This is a genomic window from Microbacterium sp. NPDC056044 (assembly GCF_042267145.1).
Classification (GTDB): Bacteria; Actinomycetota; Actinomycetes; order Actinomycetales; family Microbacteriaceae; genus Microbacterium.
This window is the reverse complement of sequence record NZ_JBHJWZ010000002.1, coordinates 479536-498192: the sequence shown is the minus strand read 5'-3', so window position 1 is coordinate 498192 and position 18657 is coordinate 479536. Positions and strand designations below refer to the sequence as shown.

The following is an 18657-nucleotide window of genomic DNA, read 5'->3' as shown; positions in this document are numbered from 1 at the left end:
GGCTTCGCCGCGCCGGGGTGACACCGCGGTGGCCGCGAGCCTCGGGAGGGTCAGACGCCTGCCGGCTCGGCGGCGATGACCTTGGGGTGGACCCGGCCCTTCACGAAGAAGATGGCGATCAGCCCCGCGACCAGGAACACCACCCCGAAGAGGCTCGCGAAGGTCAGCAACGGGCTGGTGCTCGCGGACTCCGCCGTGCCGCCGAGCCCGGCAAGGCCCCCGGACGCCAGCGTTGTCGTCGGGTCGGTCGCCGCGTGAAGCAGGATCGGCCAGATGATCGAACCCGTGACGCGCAGTACGAGATACATCATCAGTCCGAAGCCGAACGCGTAGGGCAGCGTGAGCAGAGTCGCCAGCGGATCCTGTCCGCCGATGATGTTCTGCGCGTGCAGGAGCGCGAAGACGACCGACGAGAGCACCATGACGGCCTTCTCGCCGTATCCGGCCTTGCGCAGCAGGTTGACCGCGATGCCGCGGGTGAGGAGTTCTTCGGCGACGCCGATGCACAGGCCCATGAACAGGGTCGCGACGATGACGTCGGCGGGGATCTCACCCCAGTTGGTGGCGGCGACGTGGAGCGCGATCGGGATCACCACGAGGACGACGGCGATCCACATCCAGCCGCTGCCCTTGATCGGCTGCGGTCCGAAGATCTCGCGGAGCCACCCCAGCGACCAGATGAACAGCAGCAGCAGGATCGCGCCGATCAGGATCGGAAGGGCGACGCCGAAGAACACGCTCGCACCGTTGCTGAAGAGGTTCTCCGGATCGATCATGCCCGCGAAGATCGTGCTGGTCACGAACCCGGTGGCCAGGTAGAGCGCGATGTAGACCACCGCCGCGAGAACTGCCTTCCACCACCCGCCGCGGTTCCAGAACGCCTGCCAGCGGTTCTCGGACACAGACTGCGACACGGATGCCTCCAACGCGGGATAGGAACGACCGCATTGAACGTAGCGCACGCGAAGACCCGTTCGCACGAGGATGCGCCTTGCGTGCGGGCCTACTTACCCGAAGTCGCCCGGGGCCATGTCCGTGAAGCGGGAGAAGTGACCCTGGAACGCGACCGTGATCGTGTCGGTGGGGCCGTTGCGGTGCTTGGCGACGATGAGGTCGGCCTCGCCGGCACGCGGGGAGTCCTTCTCGTAGGCGGCCTCGCGGTGCAGCAGGATCACCATGTCGGCGTCCTGCTCGATCGAGCCCGATTCACGCAGGTCGGAGATCGCGGGCTTCTTGTCGGCGCGCTGCTCGGCGCCACGGTTCAGCTGCGAGAGCGCGATGACCGGCACGCCGAGCTCCTTCGCGAGCAGCTTCAGCGCTCGGGAGAACTCCGAGACCTCCTGCTGACGCGACTCGACGCGCTTGCCCGAGGTCATGAGCTGCAGGTAGTCGATCACGACGAGCTTGAGGCCCGCGCGCTGCTTGAGGCGACGGCACTTCGCGCGGATCTCGACGAGCGTCATGTTCGGGCTGTCGTCGATGTAGAGCGGAGCGTCGTTGATGCGACCGCGGGTGGCGGCGATCGTCGTCCAGTCGCGCGAGTCGAGTGTGCCCTTTCGCATCGACTGCAGCGGGATCGCGCCCTCGGCGCTCATCAGGCGCATCGCGATCTCGCTGCGCCCCATCTCGAGCGAGAAGAAGATGGTCGGCATGTCGGCCTTGATGGCCGCGGCCCGGGCGAAGTCGAGCGCGAGGGTCGACTTACCCATGGCGGGGCGCGCGGCGATGATGATCATCTGGCCGGGGTGCAGACCGTTGGTGAGGGAGTCGAGTCCGGAGAAGCCGGTCGGGATGCCGGTCATCTGGCCGTCGCGACCGCGTGCGGCCTCGATCTCTTCGACCGCGGCATCGACCGCGATCGTGAGCGGCACATAGTCCTCGGCCTGCTCGGCACCGGTGACCGAGTAGATCTCGGCCTGGGCGTTGTTGACCAAGTCGAGCGCCTCGCCCTGGCCCGAGTAGCCCATCTGCACGATGCGGGTGCCGGCATCGACGAGGCGACGCAGCAGCGCGCGCTCCGACACGATCGAGGCGTAGTAGCCGGCGTTCGCGGCGGTCGGCACGATCGAGGTGAGCGTGTGCAGATAGTCGGCACCACCGGCGCGCTGCAGCTCGCCGGTCTTGATGAGCTCGTCCGTGACGGCGACGACGTCGGTCGGCTCGCCGTGGGAGTACAGGGTGAGGATCGCCTCGAAGATCAGCTCGTGCTTGGGCACGTAGAAGTCGGTGCCGCGGAGGGTCTCGATGACGTCGGCCACCGCGTCCTTCGAGAGCAGCATGCCGCCCAGCGCACTCTGCTCGGCGAGCAGGTCATGCGGGGGAGTGCGCTCGAAGTCGCGAGGCGCCCCCATACGCTCTTCGGAGATGTCGGCGATCGACATAGGCTGCTCGTCCTCCCTATCGTTCGTTCACATCGTCCGAGGTTTGCCGGCGCCCTCCGGGACGGCTCGCCGAGCCGGCACACCCGGGCCATGATCGACCAGCGGAATGCCACGGCATCCCGCCGCTCGCCGGAAGTCGTCCGGTGATCCCCGCCGCCCTCGCACCGCCGTTCCCAGCGCGGAGGCGCGCGTCCCTGGTGGGCCGCACACCACGCTAAGGATGGGCTCCGACAGTCGCAACACAGGCTGTGGATAACTTTGTGGAGAGTCGGGGAGAAACGCCGTCACACCTGTGAGCAACCTCTGTGGAGAACTCGCCCCTCTTCTGGGGGTTATCTCACGGAAACGCACGCTGACCTGGGGCTGAGTATTTCACAGCCTGTGGAGAGCGATGCGGTTGAAGTCAGGGTTGAAGGTTTGGCTATGAAGGCCGTCCTGTGCACAATCCTGCGGCCGCGTTCTCGTGCGCGCGCACGGGGCGAGACGAAGGGACTCTGCGTCCACACGGGTCTGGACAGATCGAATCATCAGGGAGTAGCCTCGTGGGTCCAGGCACCCTCACGCACGATCCGTCCGGAACGTGCGGCCCTTTCGTCGTGGGAGGTGAACGTGGAGATCGCAACCTCGCAGCTGCCGAGGATCGTGCGGCTGGCCCTCATCGGGGCCGCGACCGCGTTCGCCTGGCTCGTCGTCTCGCTGGTCCTCGGCCTCGGCCTCGGACAGGCGCACGCCGACGAATCCGATGACGGGGGCCTGCTCGGGGGTGCCCTCGGCTCTGCAACCTCGCTGGTCGACAGGACCGCGTCGACCGTCACCAGCACCGTGTCGACCGTCACGACCGGCGTCACCGACGCCGTGAACACCGTCGTCGACGCGACTCCCGCTCCCGTGCAGCAGCCGGTGAGCGAGGTCGTGCAGACCGTCGGCACCGTCGTCACGACGGTGACCGAGCCGGTCTCGGAGGTGGTCTCGGGCGGCGTCGTCAGCAGCATCGCGGAGCCCGTCGTCGACCTGGTCGCGGAGGTGCCGATCGTCGGCGGGATCGTCTCGAGCACCGGCCTCGACGACGCCGTGACCGACCTCGGCGGCACGGTCGACGAGACGCTCGGCGGCGTCGTCGGTGCCGTCGACGAGACAGGCGCGACCGTCGGCCTGCCGCCGACGACGAGCCCGGTCCTCCCGGCGCTGCCTGCGATTCCGCAGCTTCCCGACCTGCTCGGCAGCTCGGCCGACTCACCGGCACCGACCGCGATCGTGGTTCTCACCGCGCGGACGGATGCTGCCGCCACTCTCTTCTCGACGACAGCGCGTGCGTTCGGGCATGGGGCCGCAGCATCCGTGTCCGAAGCGGCCACGGGTGCCGTCGTCGTCGTGTCGTCCGCTGCGTTCGTCGCGGGCGGACTCCTCGGCTCTGCAGGCGGAGTCTGCCTGTCGTTCTCTTCCGCGGGACCCGGTGGTGCGGGTCTCGGCGCCTGGGCGCTCGCCGCCCTCCTTCCGCTCGCCGCACACCGTGCCTGGGTGCGCCGTGCCGGACCGGAGGACGAGCACGCCCCGCCGGCGCCTGCCGGATCCACCGACGTCTCCCCCGACTGATCGGATCGCCGCCGCTTCAGCTCACCCGAGCGTGAGCGGCAGAGCATCAGCGCGCCCTCCGCGCTGAGCAGCGCGACTCCTTTCGCGCGCTGCGAACCGATCAATCCACAAAGGGGAACATCATGCGTACTTTCTACAAGCGTGCCCTCTTGGGCACGCTCCTCGCCGGCGGCATCACGCTGCTCGGCGCGACGGTCGCCAACGCGGCCGAGACCACGGGTGACGACGGACTGCTGTCGGGCAGCCAGGCGATCATCGACGTCAACCTTCCGATCGCCGTCAGCGGCACGTCGCTCTCGGTCCTCGGAGACTCGTCCTCGAGCGGCGCGACCACCGCTGCCCCCGCCCCGGCACCGGCTCCCGCCACGTCGACGACCGGCGCCGACGGCGTCGGCTCGGGCACGCAGGGGCTCGTGTCGGTGAACGTGCCGATCACGGTCAGCGGCAACTCGATCGCGGTCGTCGGTGACAGCTCATCGACGGATGCTGCGACCACCGCACCCGCCCCGGCTGCTGCTCCGGCACCTGCGGCCGAGACGACGGGCCAGGACGGCCTGGCCTCAGGCACCCAGGGCCTCGCATCGGTCGGCGCGCCGGTCGCGGTCTCGGGCAACGCGATCTCGGTCGTCGGCGACAGTGCGAGCGACGGTGCGACCACCGCACCCGCCGCCTCGGGATCCGTCGCGGGCACCGATGCCGGGACCGGCGGCGAGGATTCGATCCTCGGCGGCACCCAGGTCGTCGCCCCGGTGACCGCCCCGGTCACCGTCGCGGGCAACGCGATCTCGGTGCTCGGCGACAGTGCATCGATGGATGCTGCCACCGCGACTCCGACGGCCGGCTCGGGCGGCAGTGGCGCCCAGGGCGAGACCAGCGGCGCCGACGGCATCCTCGGCGGCACCCAGTTGCTCGCACCCGTCACCGCCCCGATCACCGCGGCCGGCAACGCCGTCTCAGTGCTCGGCGACAGCTCGAGCGACGGCGCCGCCACGACGGCTCCGTCCGGCTCGACCGGCAACGGCGCCTCCAGCGTGACCGGCGGTGAGGACTCGATCCTCGGCGGCACCCAGGTGCTCGCACCCGTCACCGCCCCGATCACCGCGGCCGGCAACGCCGTCTCAGTGCTCGGCGACAGCTCGAGTGACGGCGCCACCACGACGGCACCGGCCGGCTCGACCGGCAACGGCGCCACCGGCTCGACCGGCGGCGCTGACGGTGTCCTCGGCGGGACGCAGATCCTCGCGCCGGTCTCGCTGCCCGTCACCATCGGCGGCAACGCGGTCTCGGTGATCGGCGACACCACCACGGTCGACGCCGTGGTCCCCACCGGCCCGACGGGACCGACGGACCCGACGGATCCGACGGACCCGACCGACCCGACCGGCCCGACCGACCCGACGACCCCCACCACTCCGGGGGACAACGGGACGCCCGGGAGCGACGGCCCTGACGGCACCACCGCACCGGCGGCCGCGATGACCGGCTCGGCGGCTGCGGCCGGCACCGCCACCCAGCTCGCCGCGACGGGAGGGACGGGTGTGATGCCGTTCCTGCTGCTCGGGCTCTCGCTGTTCGCAGCGGGCGCCATCGCACGCGCGTCGCGGCGACGCTCCGCGTGAGTCGAGGGGCGCCACGGCGTTCCCCGGGTGCCCCACTCCTCCGACCCGCGTGAGCACGCGGGAGGGTCGTCCCCAGCGGCCCTCCCGCCCTTGACGCCCCCGATCGCGGGAACCGGCTCTGCCTGGACCGCGCCTCGTGATCGGGGGTTCCACACCATCTCCGCGGCGCGGTGCGACGACCACGCCTGGCCCGGCGCACGTCGTCCGGAGATGCAACGAGCGGATGCCGCGACCCGGGGGGCTCGCGGCATCCGTTTCGTCGCGCCTGTGACGGATGTCACCCGCACAACATGACGGCCGTGTGAGGGCTCGTCGACCCGCACACTTCAGGCTGAGGGCATGGAAACCACACAACCCCTCGGCCGAGAGGCGGCCGCAGTTTCGGGTCTCCCGCTGGCCGTCGACGCGACCGCGCTCCGCAAATCCTTCGGCACGGTCCGCGCCGTCGACGAGGTGACGCTGCAGGTGCGTCCGGGCGAGATCGTCGCGTTCCTCGGCCCGAACGGCGCGGGCAAGACGACCGCGATCGACATGATGCTCGGTCTGTCGAACCCCGACTCGGGCACCGTGACCGTCTTCGGCGAGTCGCCCCGCGCGGCCATCGCCCACGGCCTCGTGTCGGCGGTGCTGCAGACGGGCGGACTGCTCAAGGACATCTCGGTGCGGGAGACGCTCGAGCTGACCGCGAGCCTCTTCGTCGATACGCGTCCCGTCGACGAGGTGATGCAGCGCGCCGGCATCGCCGAGATCGCCGGCCGCCGCGTCGACCTGTGCTCGGGGGGTCAGCAGCAGCGGCTTCGCTTCGCGATGGCTCTGCTGTCGGACCCCGGCCTGCTCATCCTCGACGAGCCGACCACCGGCATGGACGTAGAAGGGCGCCGCTCTTTCTGGAACGCCATCCGGGCGGACGGCGCCCGCGGCCGCACCGTGCTGTTCGCAACCCACTACCTCGAGGAGGCCGACGAGTACGCCGATCGCATCGTCCTGATGAGCCGGGGCCGCATCGTCGCCGACGGGCCGACCGCCGACATCAAGAACATGGTGTCGGGCCGGACCGTGACGGCGACGCTCGCGGACGCCGACGCGGTCGCGCTGGCGACACTGCCCGGTGTCGACAGCGTCGAGGCGGTGGGCGAGCGACTCAGCATCCACACCAGGGACTCGGATGCCGTCGCCCGGCATCTGCTGACCCGCACCGCCGCGCGCGACATCGAGATCGCCGCACAGAACCTCGAGAGCGTCTTCCTCGCCCTCACCTCCGAAGGAACGTCATCATGACCATCACCGCCCCGACCGCCGACCGGGTCTCGCTCGATCGGCGGGTACCGCCGCTCGGCGGCTTCAACCTCACCTATTTGGGGGTCGAGCTCAAGCGCAAGCTCCGCAACCGGCGCACGGTCGTGTTCATCGTCGCGTTCCCCATCGTGATGTTCGTCATCATCGGGCTCCCGCTGCGCGATCAGCAGCTCACTGCCACCCCGCTCGCCGAGGGCGGTCCTTCGGTGGCCGCGTACATCATGGTGTCGATGGCGATGTACGGCGCCATGATGTCGGCGACGCAGACCGGCGCGGGCGTGGGCATCGAGCGCGCACAGGGCTGGAGCCGCCAGTTGCGGCTGACCCCACTGAACCCGATGGTCAATGTGATCATCAAGATGATCGCCGGCATGATGCTGGGCCTGCTGGCCGTCGTGGCGACGTACGTCGCGGGCGCGGTCAGCGGCATCCAGCTCGCTCCGGCGCAGTGGATCGCCACGGGCCTGAGCGGCTGGCTCCTCGCGAGCGCCGTCTTCACGACACTCGGCCTCATGGTGGGCTACCTCGTTCCGGGCGAGAGCGCCGCACAGATCACGAGTCTCGCGATCGTGCTGCTGTCGTTCCTCGGCGGGTTGTTCACGCCGCTCAGCGCGATGCCCGACTTCATGCAGACGATCGCCCGCTTCACGCCGGTGTACGGGATCAGCGAGATCACGCGCGCACCGCTGACCGGTGAATCGTTCGACGTGCTGTGGCTGGTCAACGCGCTCGTGTGGCTCGGCGTCTTCGTCGCCGGCGCCGCGTGGGCCTTCCGTCGCGACACCAAGCGCGTCTGAGCCGCCGCTCCGGCCGCACGACCCCTGGGCTCGTGGGGCCGGAGCTGTTCCGGTCCGCCGACCCCGCGAATACGGTGAGAGCCATGCACGCGACGCCTCGTCAGGGCCGTCCCGACGCCGGCACGGCGGGACGGCCCTGGCCCGTGCGCCGGCACGGCGCAGCGACGTGGGCGAGCAGTCGCCTCCCGTGGGCGCTGTGGTCGCGTGCGGCGCTGAGCTGGTACGTCGGGGCCGGCGTCGCTCTGGTCTGGCTCGTCAGCCTCGCGCAGGAGGTGGTCGTGCGGTCGGCGTCCCCGGCATCGCTCACGATCGGTCTCCTCCTCGTCGTCGTGTTCGCGCTGTCGTTCCTCGCCGCCGCGCCCATCGCGTGGACGCTCGACAACCGTGGGCGGCTGGTGGTGTGCGCCGCGCTGTTCGCGATCTCATTCACGCTGTTCCCGTGGCTCGGCTGGGGCATCGCCGCGATGTGGACGTACGTCGGCGTAATCGTCGGCATGTGCGTGTTCCCGTGGCAGTGGACGTGGCCGGTGATCCTCGGCCTCGGGGTGCTGGCGCTGGTCACCAACGGGGTGACCCAGGGGTGGGACGAGAATGTGCTCTGGGTACCCGGGATCATCGTCTCGATCTCCCTCATGATGGCGTCGTTCGCGCGCACGACCGCCACCATGAACCAGCTGCGCCACGCGCAGAAGCAGCTCGAGGCGCTGGCGGTCGAGCGCGAGCGTGGACGCGTGGCCCGCGACATCCACGACATCCTCGGCCATTCGCTCACGGTCGTGACGGTGAAGGCCGAGCTCGCCGGCCGGCTCGTCGATGTCGACCCGCAGCGCGCCAAGGCCGAGATCGCCGAGGTCGAGGCCCTTGCGCGCGGCGCCCTCGCCGACGTGCGGGCGACCGTCGCCGGGGTCCGCACGGTGAACGTCAGCGGCGAGCTCGCCGCGGCCCGGGCTGCTTTGGCGGCCGCCGGCATCGCGGCGGAGGTCCCTTCGTCGACGGATGCTGTGCCCACCGGTCGGCGCGAACTCGCGGGGTGGGTCGTGCGCGAGGGGGTGACCAACGTCGTGCGGCACTCCGGCGCGACGCGCTGCCGCATCACGCTCGGCAGGCATGAGGTCGAAGTCGCCGACGACGGCGTCGGGCCGTCCGGCTCGTCGGCCGGATCGACGGGCCTCGTCGGCCTCCGCGAGCGCGTCGAGGCGGCCGGTGGACGCCTCACGATCGGTCGCAGCGACCTCGGCGGCTTCAGCCTGCGGGTGACGCTGTGATCCGGCTGCTCATCGCCGACGACCAGGGCCTCGTGCGCGGGGCGCTGTCGGCCCTGCTCAGCCTCGAGTCCGACATCGATGTCGTGGCAGAGGTCGCCCGCGGCGATGAGGTCGTCGAGGCCGCGCGGGCGTCGCAGCCGGATGTCGCGATGCTCGACATCGAGATGCCCGGGATGGACGGCATCGCGGCGGCGGCGGCGCTCCGTGCCGCCCTCCCGACGTGCCGCGTGCTCATCGTGACGACGTTCGGCCGCCCCGGCTACCTCACGCGAGCCATGCGGGCCGGCGCCTCCGGCTTCGTCGTGAAGGACACCCCGGCCGCCCAGCTCGCCGACGCGGTACGCCGCATCGCTCAGGGCCTGCGCGTCGTCGACCCCGTTCTCGCGGCGGACTCCCTCGCCCAGGGCGAGTCACCGCTCACCGAGCGCGAGACCGATGTGCTGTCGGCGGCGCTGACCGGCGGCTCGATCGCCGACATCGCCGAGATGCTGCACCTGTCCGAGGGGACGGTGCGCAACCACCTCTCCAGCGCGATCGGCAAGACGGGAGCCCGCAATCGCGCCGATGCCGCCCGGCTCGCGCAGGAGAGCGGCTGGCTCTGACCCGGAAACGACGGATGCCGCGAACCCGAAGGTTCGCGGCATCCGTTCGTGTGCGCCAGAGTTACTTGGCGGCGACCACCTGCAGGGTGATCACGGCGGTGAGGTCGTCGCGCAGACGGACCGTCGCCTCGTGCTCGCCCGTCGACTTGATCGGCGAGGTGATGTGGATCTTGCGCTTGTCGAGCTCGCCGAGGCCGGCGGCCTTGACCGCGTTCGCCACATCGACGGTCTTGACGGCGCCGAACAGGCGACCCTCGGCGCCGGCCTTGACGGCCAGGCGGACCTTGTTGGTCTCGAGGTTGTTCTTGAGCGCCACAGCCTCTTCGTGGTCGTGGATCGCGCGCGCCTCGCGGGCGGCGCGGATCGACGCCACCTGCTTCTCGCCACCGCGGGTCCACGCGACCGCGAAGCCCTGGGGGATGAGGTAGTTGCGGGCGTACCCGTTCTTGACCTCGACCACGTCACCGGCGCTTCCGAGCCCGGCGACCTCGTTCGTGAGAATGAGCTTTGCCATGTGGGTACTCCTTAGCGGCCAGCGCCGGCGTAAGGCAGGAGCGCCATTTCGCGCGCGTTCTTGATCGCCTTGGCGATCAGACGCTGCTCCTGCACCGAGACACCGGTGATACGACGGGCGCGGATCTTCCCGCGCTCCGAGATGAACTTGCGGAGGGTGGCGACGTCCTTGTAGTCGATGACGCCGACACGGATCGCCTTCGCGGGGGCCGCGTTCTTCGCGCCCTTCCGCGGCTTCCGGCGGTCGCCGGTTGCCTTTCCAGCCATGGTGTTTCCTTTACGTTTTGCTGATCGGATGCTTCGTCACGAGGCATCCGGAATCTGTTGCTGAGATCTGACCGATCAGAACGGGGTGTCGTCGCCGTAGGCGCCAGGGGCAGCCCACGCGTCGCCGCCACCGGCACCGCCGGCGTTCTGCGAACCGGGCGTCGACCACGGCTCGTCGGCGACCTGCGGACGCGACTGACCGCCGCCGCCGCCGAAGCTGCCGCCGCCACCGCCGGAGCCGCCCGCGGCGCGGGTGACCTGAGCGGTCGCGTAGCGCAGCGACGGGCCGATCTCGTCGACCTCGAGCTCGATCGCGGTGCGGTTGTTGCCTTCGCGGTCCTGGTAGCTGCGCTGCTTGAGGCGGCCGGTCGCGATGACCCGCATGCCCTTCGTCAGCGAGCCGGCCACGTGCTCGGCGAACTCGCGCCACACGCTCGCGCGGAGGAACAGCGCTTCGCCGTCCTTCCACTCGTTCGCCTGACGGTCGAAGTTGCGAGGCGTCGACGCGATCGTGAAGTTCGCGACGGGGAGGCCGTTCTGCGTGTAACGCAGTTCGGGATCAGCCGTGAGGTTGCCCACGACGGTGATGATCGTCTCGCCGGCCATCGTCCTTACGCCTTCGCAGCCTTGGCGGTCTTGCGGGCAGCGCGCTCGTCGGCACGCTGCTTCTCCGAGGCGATCATCGCGATCGCTTCCTCGGCGCGGAGGACCTTGGTGCGCATGATCTGCTCGCTCAGGTTCAGCTGGCGGTCGAGTTCCTGCGTGGTCTCAGCCGTGGCAGTGAAGTTGACGACGGCGTAGATGCCCTCGGTCTTCTTCTGGATCTCGTACGCAAGACGGCGCTTGCCCCAGATGTCGATGTTCTCGATGGTGCCGCCGTCGGTCGTGATGACCTTCAGGAACTTGTCGAGGTTGACGCCGACCTGGCGCTCGTCGATCTCGGGGTTCAGGATGACCATGAGCTCGTACTGGTGCGTCACTAACCCACCTCCTTCGGACTAGAACGGCTGTCGGGCATTTCCCGGCAGCAGGAGGGTGTGTTGCACGTTGCCCGACTCGCCGCACAAGGGTGCGCGTGCGGACAACCCTCCTATGGTACCGGATGCCTCGGCCCGCGCCGAATCGCGGTCCGCGCTCCGCTCAGCGGAACGCGCCGAGCCCGGTGAGGTGCTGGCCGAGGATGAGCGTGTGCACCTCGTCGGTGCCCTCGTACGTGCGCACCGACTCGAGGTTGGCGGCGTGCCGGATCGGCGAGTGCTCGAGCAGGACGCCGTCGCCGCCCAGGATCGTGCGGGCCTCGCGCGCGATCCCGATCGCCTCGCGCACGTTGTTGAGCTTGCCGAGCGAGATCTGGGTGGGAGTCAGGGTGCCGGCATCCTTCGCGCGCCCGATCTGCAGCGCGAGCAGTGCGGCCTTCTGCAGTTCGACGACCATGTCGACGAGCTTGCGCTGCGTGAGCTGGAACCCGGCGATCGGCCGCCCGAACTGCTCGCGGCGGAGTGCGTGGCGCAGCGCCGCCTCGTAGCTGTCGCGCCCGGCGCCCAGCGCGCCCCACACGATTCCGTACCGGGCGTCGTTCAGCGCGGAGAACGGGCCGCGCAGCCCTCGCGCTCCGGGAAGGAGAGCGGATGCCGGCAGCCTCACCTCGTCGAGGTGCAGCTCGGTCTGCACCGACGCCCGCATCGACCCCTTCGGCTCGAGCACCGTCGCCTCGAACCCGGCGGTGCCGGCCGGAACCAGGAAGCCGCGCACCCCCTCGTCGGTCTGCGCCCACACCACCGCGAGCTGCGCGATCGAGGCGAGGCCGATCCAGCGCTTCGCGCCCGTCAGCACCCAGTCGCCGCCGTCGCGCCGGGCGAACGTCGTCATGCTGGAGGGGTCCGATCCGGCGCCGGGCTCGGTGAGTGCGAACGCGCCGATCGCCTCGCCGGCCGCCATGCGCGGGAGCCACTCCTGCTTCTGCTCGTCCGACCCCCAGCGGTGGATCGAGCCCATCGCGAGCGAGCCCTGCACCGAGACGAACGTGCGGATGCCCGAGTCGCCCGCCTCGAGCTCGAGCGCGGCCAGGCCGTATTCGACGGCGCTGCGGCCGAGGCATCCATACCCCTCCAGCTCCATGCCGAGCACGCCGAGGCGGCCGAGGGCGGGCGCGAGCTCGACGGGGAAGTGGCCGCGGTCGAACCACTCCGCGATGTGCGGGCGGATCTCGGCGTCGACGAACGCGCGCACCCGGTCGCGCGTCGCGCGCTCGTCGGAGCTCAGCTGCGCGTCGACGCCGAGGATGTCGGAGGCCTCGCGGAGCGCCGCGAGATCGTCGGGGTCACGGCTGGCATCGGTCACGGCGCCTCCTCGCGTCGGGGTGCGCTCGCGCGCTCGTGAGTCGATTCTTCCCGATGGCGGCCGCCCGCTCTCGCCCGCGGCGCCCGGAGGCGATATGTTCACGGGAACCCCGACTCGGGCCGCGGGGCGGTCGGGATCGATCCGCACAAGCGATTATCGATTATGCTGACGGAACACGCTCCAACGATGGGACCACGGATGCCTCGCTCGACCACCCTCGTGTTCGCCGGTGATTCGATCACCGACTCCGGTCGCGACCGCGCGGATGCGGCATCGCTGGGGGACGGGTACGTGCGGCTCATCGCCGAGGCGCTCGGCGCCGAGGCCGCCGTCGTCAACAAGGGCATCTCGGGCAACCGTGCCGTCGACCTCGCCGCGCGCTGGGACGACGTGCTGGCCGCAGAACCGACCGTGCTCACCGTCTACATCGGCGTCAACGACATGTGGCGCCGATTCGATGACGACGACCCCACGTCGGCCGAGGACTTCGAGGCCACCGTCGCGGCGCTGCTCGAGGCCGCGCGCGACGCCGGCGTCGCGCGGATCCTCCTCATCGAGCCGTACTTCGTGCCGGTGAGCGACCGACAGGCCGCATGGCTCGACGACCTCGACCCGAAGCGGGCCGCCGTCCGGCGTCTCGCCGAGCGGTTCGACGCGACGCTCGTCGAACTCCACGACAGCGTCGGCGCGGCCGCCGCTCAGCACGGCGCCGCGGCCATCGTGCCCGACGGCGTGCACCCGACGCCGCAGGGCTCCGCACTCATCGCGGACGCCTGGCTCGCGGCGTACGCCACGGCGCCGGTGGGCGCCACGATCACGGGAGGCGCACGATGACCGACGCCCTCAGCACGGTGACCGAGCTCAAGCGCGGTCTGCTCTCTGACCAGATCTACGAGCTGGTCAAGACGATGATCAAGGACGGCTCGCTCGCGCCCGGCGAGCAGCTCGTCGAGTCGCAGCTCGCGCGCCGGCTGCAGGTGAGCCAGGCGCCGGTGCGCGACGCGCTCAAGCAGCTCGCGCACGAGGGCCTCGTCACCCACGTGCGCCACCAGGGCAACTTCGTCACGAGCTACACCGACGAAGAGGTCGCGCAGGCGAAGGTCGCTCGCGCCGAGCTCGAGTCGATCGCCGGCCGCCTCGCGTGCGGTGCGCTCGACGCCGCGACGCACGCGCGCCTCGAGGACCTCATCGCCCAGATGCACGACGCCGCCGAGGCGAAGGACCTCGGCGTGTTCCGCGAGCTCGACTTCGCGTTCCACCGCGGCGTGATCGAGGGCAGCGGCAACGTCTACCTCCCGCGCATGTGGGACATCATCGAGCCGAGCCTGCGCTCGCTGCACGTGCTCGGCGACCCGTCGTTCCCGGGCGACTGGCACGAGGTCGCCGAGTGGCACCGCAGCCTCCTCGAGGCGCTCGACGGCGGCGACCCCGACGCGGCGGCAGAGCTCTTCCACGCGCACGCGGCCGGCACGCTCCTCCCGGACGAGTCCGAGGGTGCGTAGGGGTCACACCCGGTAGAGCTCGCGGGCCGTGGCACCCCAGAGCGCGTCGGTGCGCGCTCCCCAGGCCTGATCGACGTCGTCGACGAGCTGTGTATAAGAGAGGTATCGCGCCGACATCGGCCAGTCGCTGCCGAACATGACGCGCCCGCCGCCGAAGGCGTCGAACGCCGTCCCGGCGAGCGCGGCGAGGCGGTCGCCGTCGCCGGGGCGCGTGGCGAGCCCCGAGAACTTCGCGACAGTGTTCGGTTGCCGTGCGACGAGACCGAGCCCCTCCTCCCACGCGACGTCGGGTGCGCCGGCTCCGAGGCCGAGATGGCAGAGCACGATGCGGGTGGACGGATGCTGCGCCGCGACGCCCGCGACGGCTGCGAGCTGGGCGGGACGCACCAGGAACTCCACGACGCGTCCCGTGTCCCCCGCGCCGTCGCACAGCGCAGCGAGCCCGGGGACGTCGGACAGGTCGGACTCACCGCCCGGAGTGGCCACGCGGATGCCGGCGATCCCCTCATCGAGCACGGCATCCGCGAGGCCCGCCCACCCCGCGCCCGCGGTGTACTGCAGCACCGCGGAGCGCACGACGGCGTCGTGGTGGGCGAGGTCGCGGAGCCATTGCATCTCCGCGAGCGTGTCGGCCGCCTGCACGGCCACGGCGGACTCGAGCGGTCGCGAGGCGGTGGCCGCAGCATCCGTCAATCCGGCAGTCGTGGCCGCCCGCGGCAGCGCGAGGTCGTCGCGAAACCACGAGAGCGGGAACCGGTCGAGGTCCCACACGTGGACGTGCGCGTCGACGATGCTCACGCGCGGCCGGCCTCGGCGAGGTGCTCGAGCCCCTCGAGTTCCTCGAGTTCGCGCCAGAGGTCGTCGGGGATCTCGACGTGCTCGGCGGCGGCGAAGTCGTCGACCTCGGCGGAGGTGCGGGCGCCCACGACGACGGCCTCGACGGCGGGCAGGCGCAGCGGGTAGCGGGCGGCGACGTGCCGGAGTGGGACGCCCCGGGCGTCGCAGATCGCGGCGAGCCGTCGCGCGCGCCCGCGGAGGTCGGGCGGGGCCTCGCGGTAGTCGAAGTAGGGCGCGGCCACCGGATCGGCGAGGATGCCCGAGTTGAACACGCCGGCCGCGATGACACCGACGCCCCGGCGCGCGGCCTCGGGCAGCAGCTCGGCCTCGCCGCGGTGGTCGAGGAGGGTCGTGCGGCCCGCGATCATCACGACGTCGACGTCGGCCTCGCGCACGAACCGCGTCATCGGGTCGGGCCACACCATGCCCACGCCGATCGCCCGCACGACACCCTGCGCGCGCAGCTCGGCGAGCGCGGGCATCGCGTGCGCGAGCGCCTCGTCGACGTCGAGCGGGTCGTGCAGGTAGAGCAGGTCGACGCGGTCGGTGCCGAGACGGGCGAGCGAGCCCTCGAGGCTTCGCAGCACCCCGTCGCGCGACAGGTCGCCGACCGTGTCGACGCCGATGGCGCCGCTCGGCACGCTCTCGCCCGCCGCGTCGACGACGCGCCGCCCGACCTTCGTCGCGATCGCCACCGTGTCACGCTCGACGCCGGCGAGCGCGCGGCCGAGCCGCGCCTCGCTCGCCCCCGCGCCGTAGTGCGGAGCCGTGTCGAAGAAGCGGATGCCGCGGCCCAGCGCCGCGGCGACCGTTGCGTCGGCGTCGGACTCCGCCACCGCCTGGAACAGGTTGCCGATCGGCGCGCAGCCGAGACCGAACGTGCCGGAGGCGCCAGGGGTCGGCGTCAGCGGGCGAAGGCCTGCACGGAACGCCACTGCTCGTACTCCTCCCGCGAGTCGGGTGTGAGCGGGTAGTAGTCGCTGAGCCGCGCGCCCTCGTCGAGGCGCAGGCGGCTGAACACCTCCCAGTCCTCGTGGTCGCGCGCGGACTCGACGACGGAGCCGGCCATCGCCTGCGGCACGATCACGGGCCCGTCGCCGTCGGCGATCACGATGTCGCCCGGCATGCACAGCGCACCCCCGACCGCGACCGGCACGTCGTACGCCCACGGGAAGAGGTCGGTCTGCGACGCGTAGTGAGGTGTGGTGCCCGTCGACCACACCGGCAGCCCGAGCTCGCGGATGCGGTCGGCGTCGCGGATGCGGCCGTCGACCACGATGCCCACGCCGCCCTTGCGCTGGAAATACCGCGCGAGGATGTCGCCGATGCAGCCGGAGTACCGGCTTCCGAACGCCTGGATCACGAGCACGTCGCCGGGCTTGACCTCTTCGAGCACGTGCCAGAGGGCCGTGTGCCGCTCGACGTACTCCTGCCCGTGACCCGAGGCGAGGTCTTCCCGCTGCGGCATGAACTGCAGCGTGATGGCCGTTCCGGTGATGCGCTGGCCCTCGGTGAGGGGCCGGGGACCTTCGACGAATGAGCGTGAGATGCCCATGCCGTGCAGCTTCGCGCACGCCGTCGCCGACGACACGCGCTCGAGCTCGCGCACGATCTCGGGGTCGGGCCGGTCGTAGGCGGCACCCCGCACCGGCAGGTCGATCGCGGGCCGCGGGAACGGGGAAGAGGAATCGGACATGTCACTCCTTCGAGACGGAGGCGGAAAGGACGGAGACGGATGCTGCGCCACGGTGCCGCGGCGCGGCTCCGGACGCGATCGTGTGCAGGGTGAGGTCGACACGGTGCGCCGGCGCGAGGTCGATCTCGACAGCGCCGGCCTCGACCTCGGAGTGCACCAGCGCCGGCGTGCCGGGCACCGCGGCGTACGCGGTGCTGCGCCCCGGGTACGCGCCGCCGGTCTCGGTGCGGACCGTGACGCCCGCGATGCGCCGCTCGCCGAACCGCGAGGCCCGGACGGTCACGCGGCGGCTGCGGGTGGTCGACGTGTTGACGAGCGCGAGGTCGATGTCGTCGCCGTCGAGGCGCGAGACGAGCGCCGCCACATCGCGCGGCAGGCCCGGGCGGCCGGCGTCGGCGTCCTCGTAGACCACAGCCGCGAAGGGAAGCCCGCCGTTGTAGAGCACCTGCGGCGTGCCCGAGACGAGCTGGCCCAGCACCTCGGTCACGACGGGGTTGACGCGCTGGCCGAAGTGGAGGTGCGCAGCATCCGGATCCGCCCCCGCCGCGGCCATGAGCGCGACGCGACGGGCGACCTGGCCGAGTGCCATCGACAGCGCGCGCGACGGATAGTCGGGGAGGTCGCCGTCGAGGTACGCGAGCCACGGCGCCTCGTGCCCGGCCTCCGCCTTGTCGCGGAACGCCTTGACCGCATCGTCCATCGCGGGAAGACCGGCGATCGCCCGGCGCACGCGCGCGAGGTCGTCGTCGCGGCGCGACCACCACCACACCCACAGCGGCAGCTCGAGCGGCATCGGACCGTAGTCGAACCAGCCGTGGCGGCCGAAGCGGTGCGGCACGAGGAGAGCGGGGGTCGCAGCATCCGTTCCCCAGCGCGCGAGCCAGCCGCCCCGCAGACTGAACGGGGTCTCGGCGATGGGGGCGACGATCGCGTTGTCGAGCACGGTGTCGAGGAGCACGCGCGCCATGTCGAGGGCGCCGTCGTCGCCGGTGAGGAACGCCTCGTTGATGCCGGCGATGACCGCCGCCATGCCGACCGACGGCAGGCCGTGCGGCCACGACCAGCCGTAGTGGCCGCCGAACCAGCGGCCGTCGTGGAGGCCGCCGACGGTGCCGTCGGGTGCGACGCTGTCGGGGATCAGTCCGCCGTTCGCCGCGGCGCGTGCGCGCCAGCCGTCGACGTACGCGCGCAGCCACGCGGCCGAGTGCTCGTCGCCGTCGTAGAGCCAGCGGTTGGCGACGAGGCTCGTGGCGGCGAGGTTCACCGCGACGTCGCCGGCCGCCGCGCGGTGCATCGCCTCGCCCATCGCCGCGGCGTTCGCGGGGTCGCCGAGGTCGTCCCATTCGTCGACGCCGGGCACGTATTCGAGCGGCAGGCCGTACGGCCGCATCTCGGGACGCTCCGACGAGTACGGTTCCGGCTCGTCGCTGAGACCCGGGCGCGGACCCAGCGCCCCGTTGTGGGGGGCGCGGATGATGCCGAGCGCGGCGTCGAAGTTGCCGTGCGCGGCATCCGTGTACAGCTCCGCGAAGCGGCGTGCCCGCTCGGCGAACGCGGGATCGGAGGGGTCGGCGGCGCACAGGCCGTAGAAGAAGAGGAGCGACTCGCCCTGGTGGAACCAGTCGTAGCCGTTCTCGTACTCGTCGGTGACCATGCCGGCCTCGGCGAGCTGCACGGTCACGCCCTCCCAGTGGCGCTTGGCCGCCGTGAGGATGTCATCGCTGCCGCCCAGCAGATAGAACGCCGGCCAGTTGAAGAACGGCTCGTAGAGGTCGTCGACGCCGTCGCGATCGACGAAGTCCGCCGCGAACCGCAGCCGCCCGTCGGGCTCGGCGAAGGTGCCGGAGAAGAGGCGCCACGCGTCTTCGATCTCGTCGAAGAGGCGGCGTTCGAGCACCGCCCACGCGGGGATCTCGGAGAGGGGATGCCCCTGGATCGCGTCGCTCAAC

General features: G+C 71.3%; 19 protein-coding genes. 8 read left to right on the top strand and 11 right to left on the bottom strand.

What is annotated here, in order from left to right; genetic code table 11:
- Nucleotides 1-50: 50 nt before the first annotated feature.
- Both ACFC1I_RS07345 and dnaB read right to left on the bottom strand, forming a co-directional pair.
- Entirely contained in the window at nt 51-914 is an 864-nt protein-coding gene (locus tag ACFC1I_RS07345) for a lysostaphin resistance A-like protein (RefSeq protein WP_376007491.1), read from the bottom strand.
- 93 nt (nt 915-1007) lie between these two features.
- On the bottom strand, nt 1008-2381 hold the full coding sequence (gene dnaB, locus ACFC1I_RS07340; protein ID WP_376007489.1) for a replicative DNA helicase: 1374 nt from the start codon (nt 2379-2381) through the stop codon (nt 1008-1010).
- Nucleotides 2382-2990: 609 nt separating this feature from the next.
- Here dnaB and ACFC1I_RS07335 point away from each other — a divergent pair.
- From ACFC1I_RS07335 to ACFC1I_RS07310, 6 genes are all read left to right on the top strand, one after another.
- A complete protein-coding gene (locus ACFC1I_RS07335; RefSeq protein ID WP_376007487.1) occupies nt 2991-3974 on the top strand; it encodes a hypothetical protein in 984 nt (327 codons plus the stop codon).
- 122 nt (nt 3975-4096) lie between these two features.
- A complete protein-coding gene (locus tag ACFC1I_RS07330; RefSeq protein ID WP_376007485.1) occupies nt 4097-5593 on the top strand; it encodes a chaplin family protein in 1497 nt (498 codons plus the stop codon).
- 339 nt (nt 5594-5932) lie between these two features.
- The gene (locus tag ACFC1I_RS07325) at nt 5933-6871 is read left to right on the top strand and encodes an ABC transporter ATP-binding protein (RefSeq protein ID WP_376007483.1); all 939 of its coding nucleotides are present in this window, start codon (nt 5933-5935) and stop codon (nt 6869-6871) included.
- On the top strand, nt 6868-7686 hold the full coding sequence (locus ACFC1I_RS07320) for an ABC transporter permease (protein ID WP_376007481.1): 819 nt from the start codon (nt 6868-6870) through the stop codon (nt 7684-7686). Before ACFC1I_RS07325 ends, ACFC1I_RS07320 begins: the two co-directional genes overlap by 4 nt.
- Nucleotides 7687-7769: 83 nt before the next feature.
- On the top strand, nt 7770-8951 hold the full coding sequence (locus ACFC1I_RS07315; RefSeq protein WP_376007479.1) for a sensor histidine kinase: 1182 nt from the start codon (nt 7770-7772) through the stop codon (nt 8949-8951).
- Nucleotides 8948-9553, top strand: coding sequence for a response regulator (locus tag ACFC1I_RS07310; RefSeq protein ID WP_376007477.1), 606 nt, complete (start codon nt 8948-8950; stop codon nt 9551-9553). The genes ACFC1I_RS07315 and ACFC1I_RS07310 overlap by 4 nt, the downstream gene beginning before the upstream one ends.
- A gap of 61 nt (nt 9554-9614) precedes the next feature.
- Here the strand turns inward: ACFC1I_RS07310 and rplI are convergent, their stop codons facing one another.
- From rplI to ACFC1I_RS07285, 5 genes are all read right to left on the bottom strand, one after another.
- The gene (gene rplI / locus ACFC1I_RS07305) at nt 9615-10067 is read right to left on the bottom strand and encodes a 50S ribosomal protein L9 (RefSeq protein WP_376007475.1); all 453 of its coding nucleotides are present in this window, start codon (nt 10065-10067) and stop codon (nt 9615-9617) included.
- An 11-nt stretch (nt 10068-10078) separates the two neighbouring features.
- Entirely contained in the window at nt 10079-10333 is a 255-nt protein-coding gene (gene rpsR, locus ACFC1I_RS07300) for a 30S ribosomal protein S18 (RefSeq protein ID WP_005054609.1), read from the bottom strand.
- Between the two features lie 75 nt (nt 10334-10408).
- On the bottom strand, nt 10409-10939 hold the full coding sequence (locus tag ACFC1I_RS07295; protein ID WP_116195174.1) for a single-stranded DNA-binding protein: 531 nt from the start codon (nt 10937-10939) through the stop codon (nt 10409-10411).
- Between the two features lie 5 nt (nt 10940-10944).
- Entirely contained in the window at nt 10945-11313 is a 369-nt protein-coding gene (gene rpsF, locus ACFC1I_RS07290) for a 30S ribosomal protein S6 (protein WP_376007472.1), read from the bottom strand.
- Nucleotides 11314-11473: 160 nt separating this feature from the next.
- Complete coding sequence (locus ACFC1I_RS07285) at nt 11474-12673, bottom strand: acyl-CoA dehydrogenase family protein (RefSeq protein ID WP_376007470.1); 1200 nt, start codon at nt 12671-12673, stop codon at nt 11474-11476.
- 198 nt (nt 12674-12871) lie between these two features.
- Here ACFC1I_RS07285 and ACFC1I_RS07280 point away from each other — a divergent pair, with 198 nt between their 5' ends.
- Both ACFC1I_RS07280 and ACFC1I_RS07275 read left to right on the top strand, forming a co-directional pair.
- The gene (locus ACFC1I_RS07280) at nt 12872-13507 is read left to right on the top strand and encodes an SGNH/GDSL hydrolase family protein (RefSeq protein WP_376007468.1); all 636 of its coding nucleotides are present in this window, start codon (nt 12872-12874) and stop codon (nt 13505-13507) included.
- Nucleotides 13504-14175, top strand: coding sequence for a GntR family transcriptional regulator (locus ACFC1I_RS07275; protein WP_376007466.1), 672 nt, complete (start codon nt 13504-13506; stop codon nt 14173-14175). Before ACFC1I_RS07280 ends, ACFC1I_RS07275 begins: the two co-directional genes overlap by 4 nt.
- Before the next feature lie 3 nt (nt 14176-14178).
- On the opposite strand, the gene ACFC1I_RS07270 is transcribed toward ACFC1I_RS07275, so the two are convergent.
- From ACFC1I_RS07270 to ACFC1I_RS07255, 4 genes are read right to left on the bottom strand one after another with little or no spacing between them, the layout of a single operon-like run.
- Nucleotides 14179-14973 (bottom strand): amidohydrolase family protein, encoded by a 795-nt coding sequence (locus ACFC1I_RS07270; protein WP_376007464.1) that lies wholly within the window; start codon nt 14971-14973, stop codon nt 14179-14181.
- Nucleotides 14970-15947 (bottom strand): aldo/keto reductase, encoded by a 978-nt coding sequence (locus ACFC1I_RS07265; protein ID WP_376007462.1) that lies wholly within the window; start codon nt 15945-15947, stop codon nt 14970-14972. Before ACFC1I_RS07265 ends, ACFC1I_RS07270 begins: the two co-directional genes overlap by 4 nt.
- Nucleotides 15917-16708 (bottom strand): ribonuclease activity regulator RraA, encoded by a 792-nt coding sequence (locus ACFC1I_RS07260; protein WP_376007460.1) that lies wholly within the window; start codon nt 16706-16708, stop codon nt 15917-15919. The genes ACFC1I_RS07265 and ACFC1I_RS07260 overlap by 31 nt, the downstream gene beginning before the upstream one ends.
- A 1-nt stretch (nt 16709) precedes the next feature.
- A complete protein-coding gene (locus ACFC1I_RS07255) occupies nt 16710-18656 on the bottom strand; it encodes a hypothetical protein (RefSeq protein ID WP_376007458.1) in 1947 nt (648 codons plus the stop codon).
- Nucleotide 18657 lies beyond the last annotated feature (1 nt).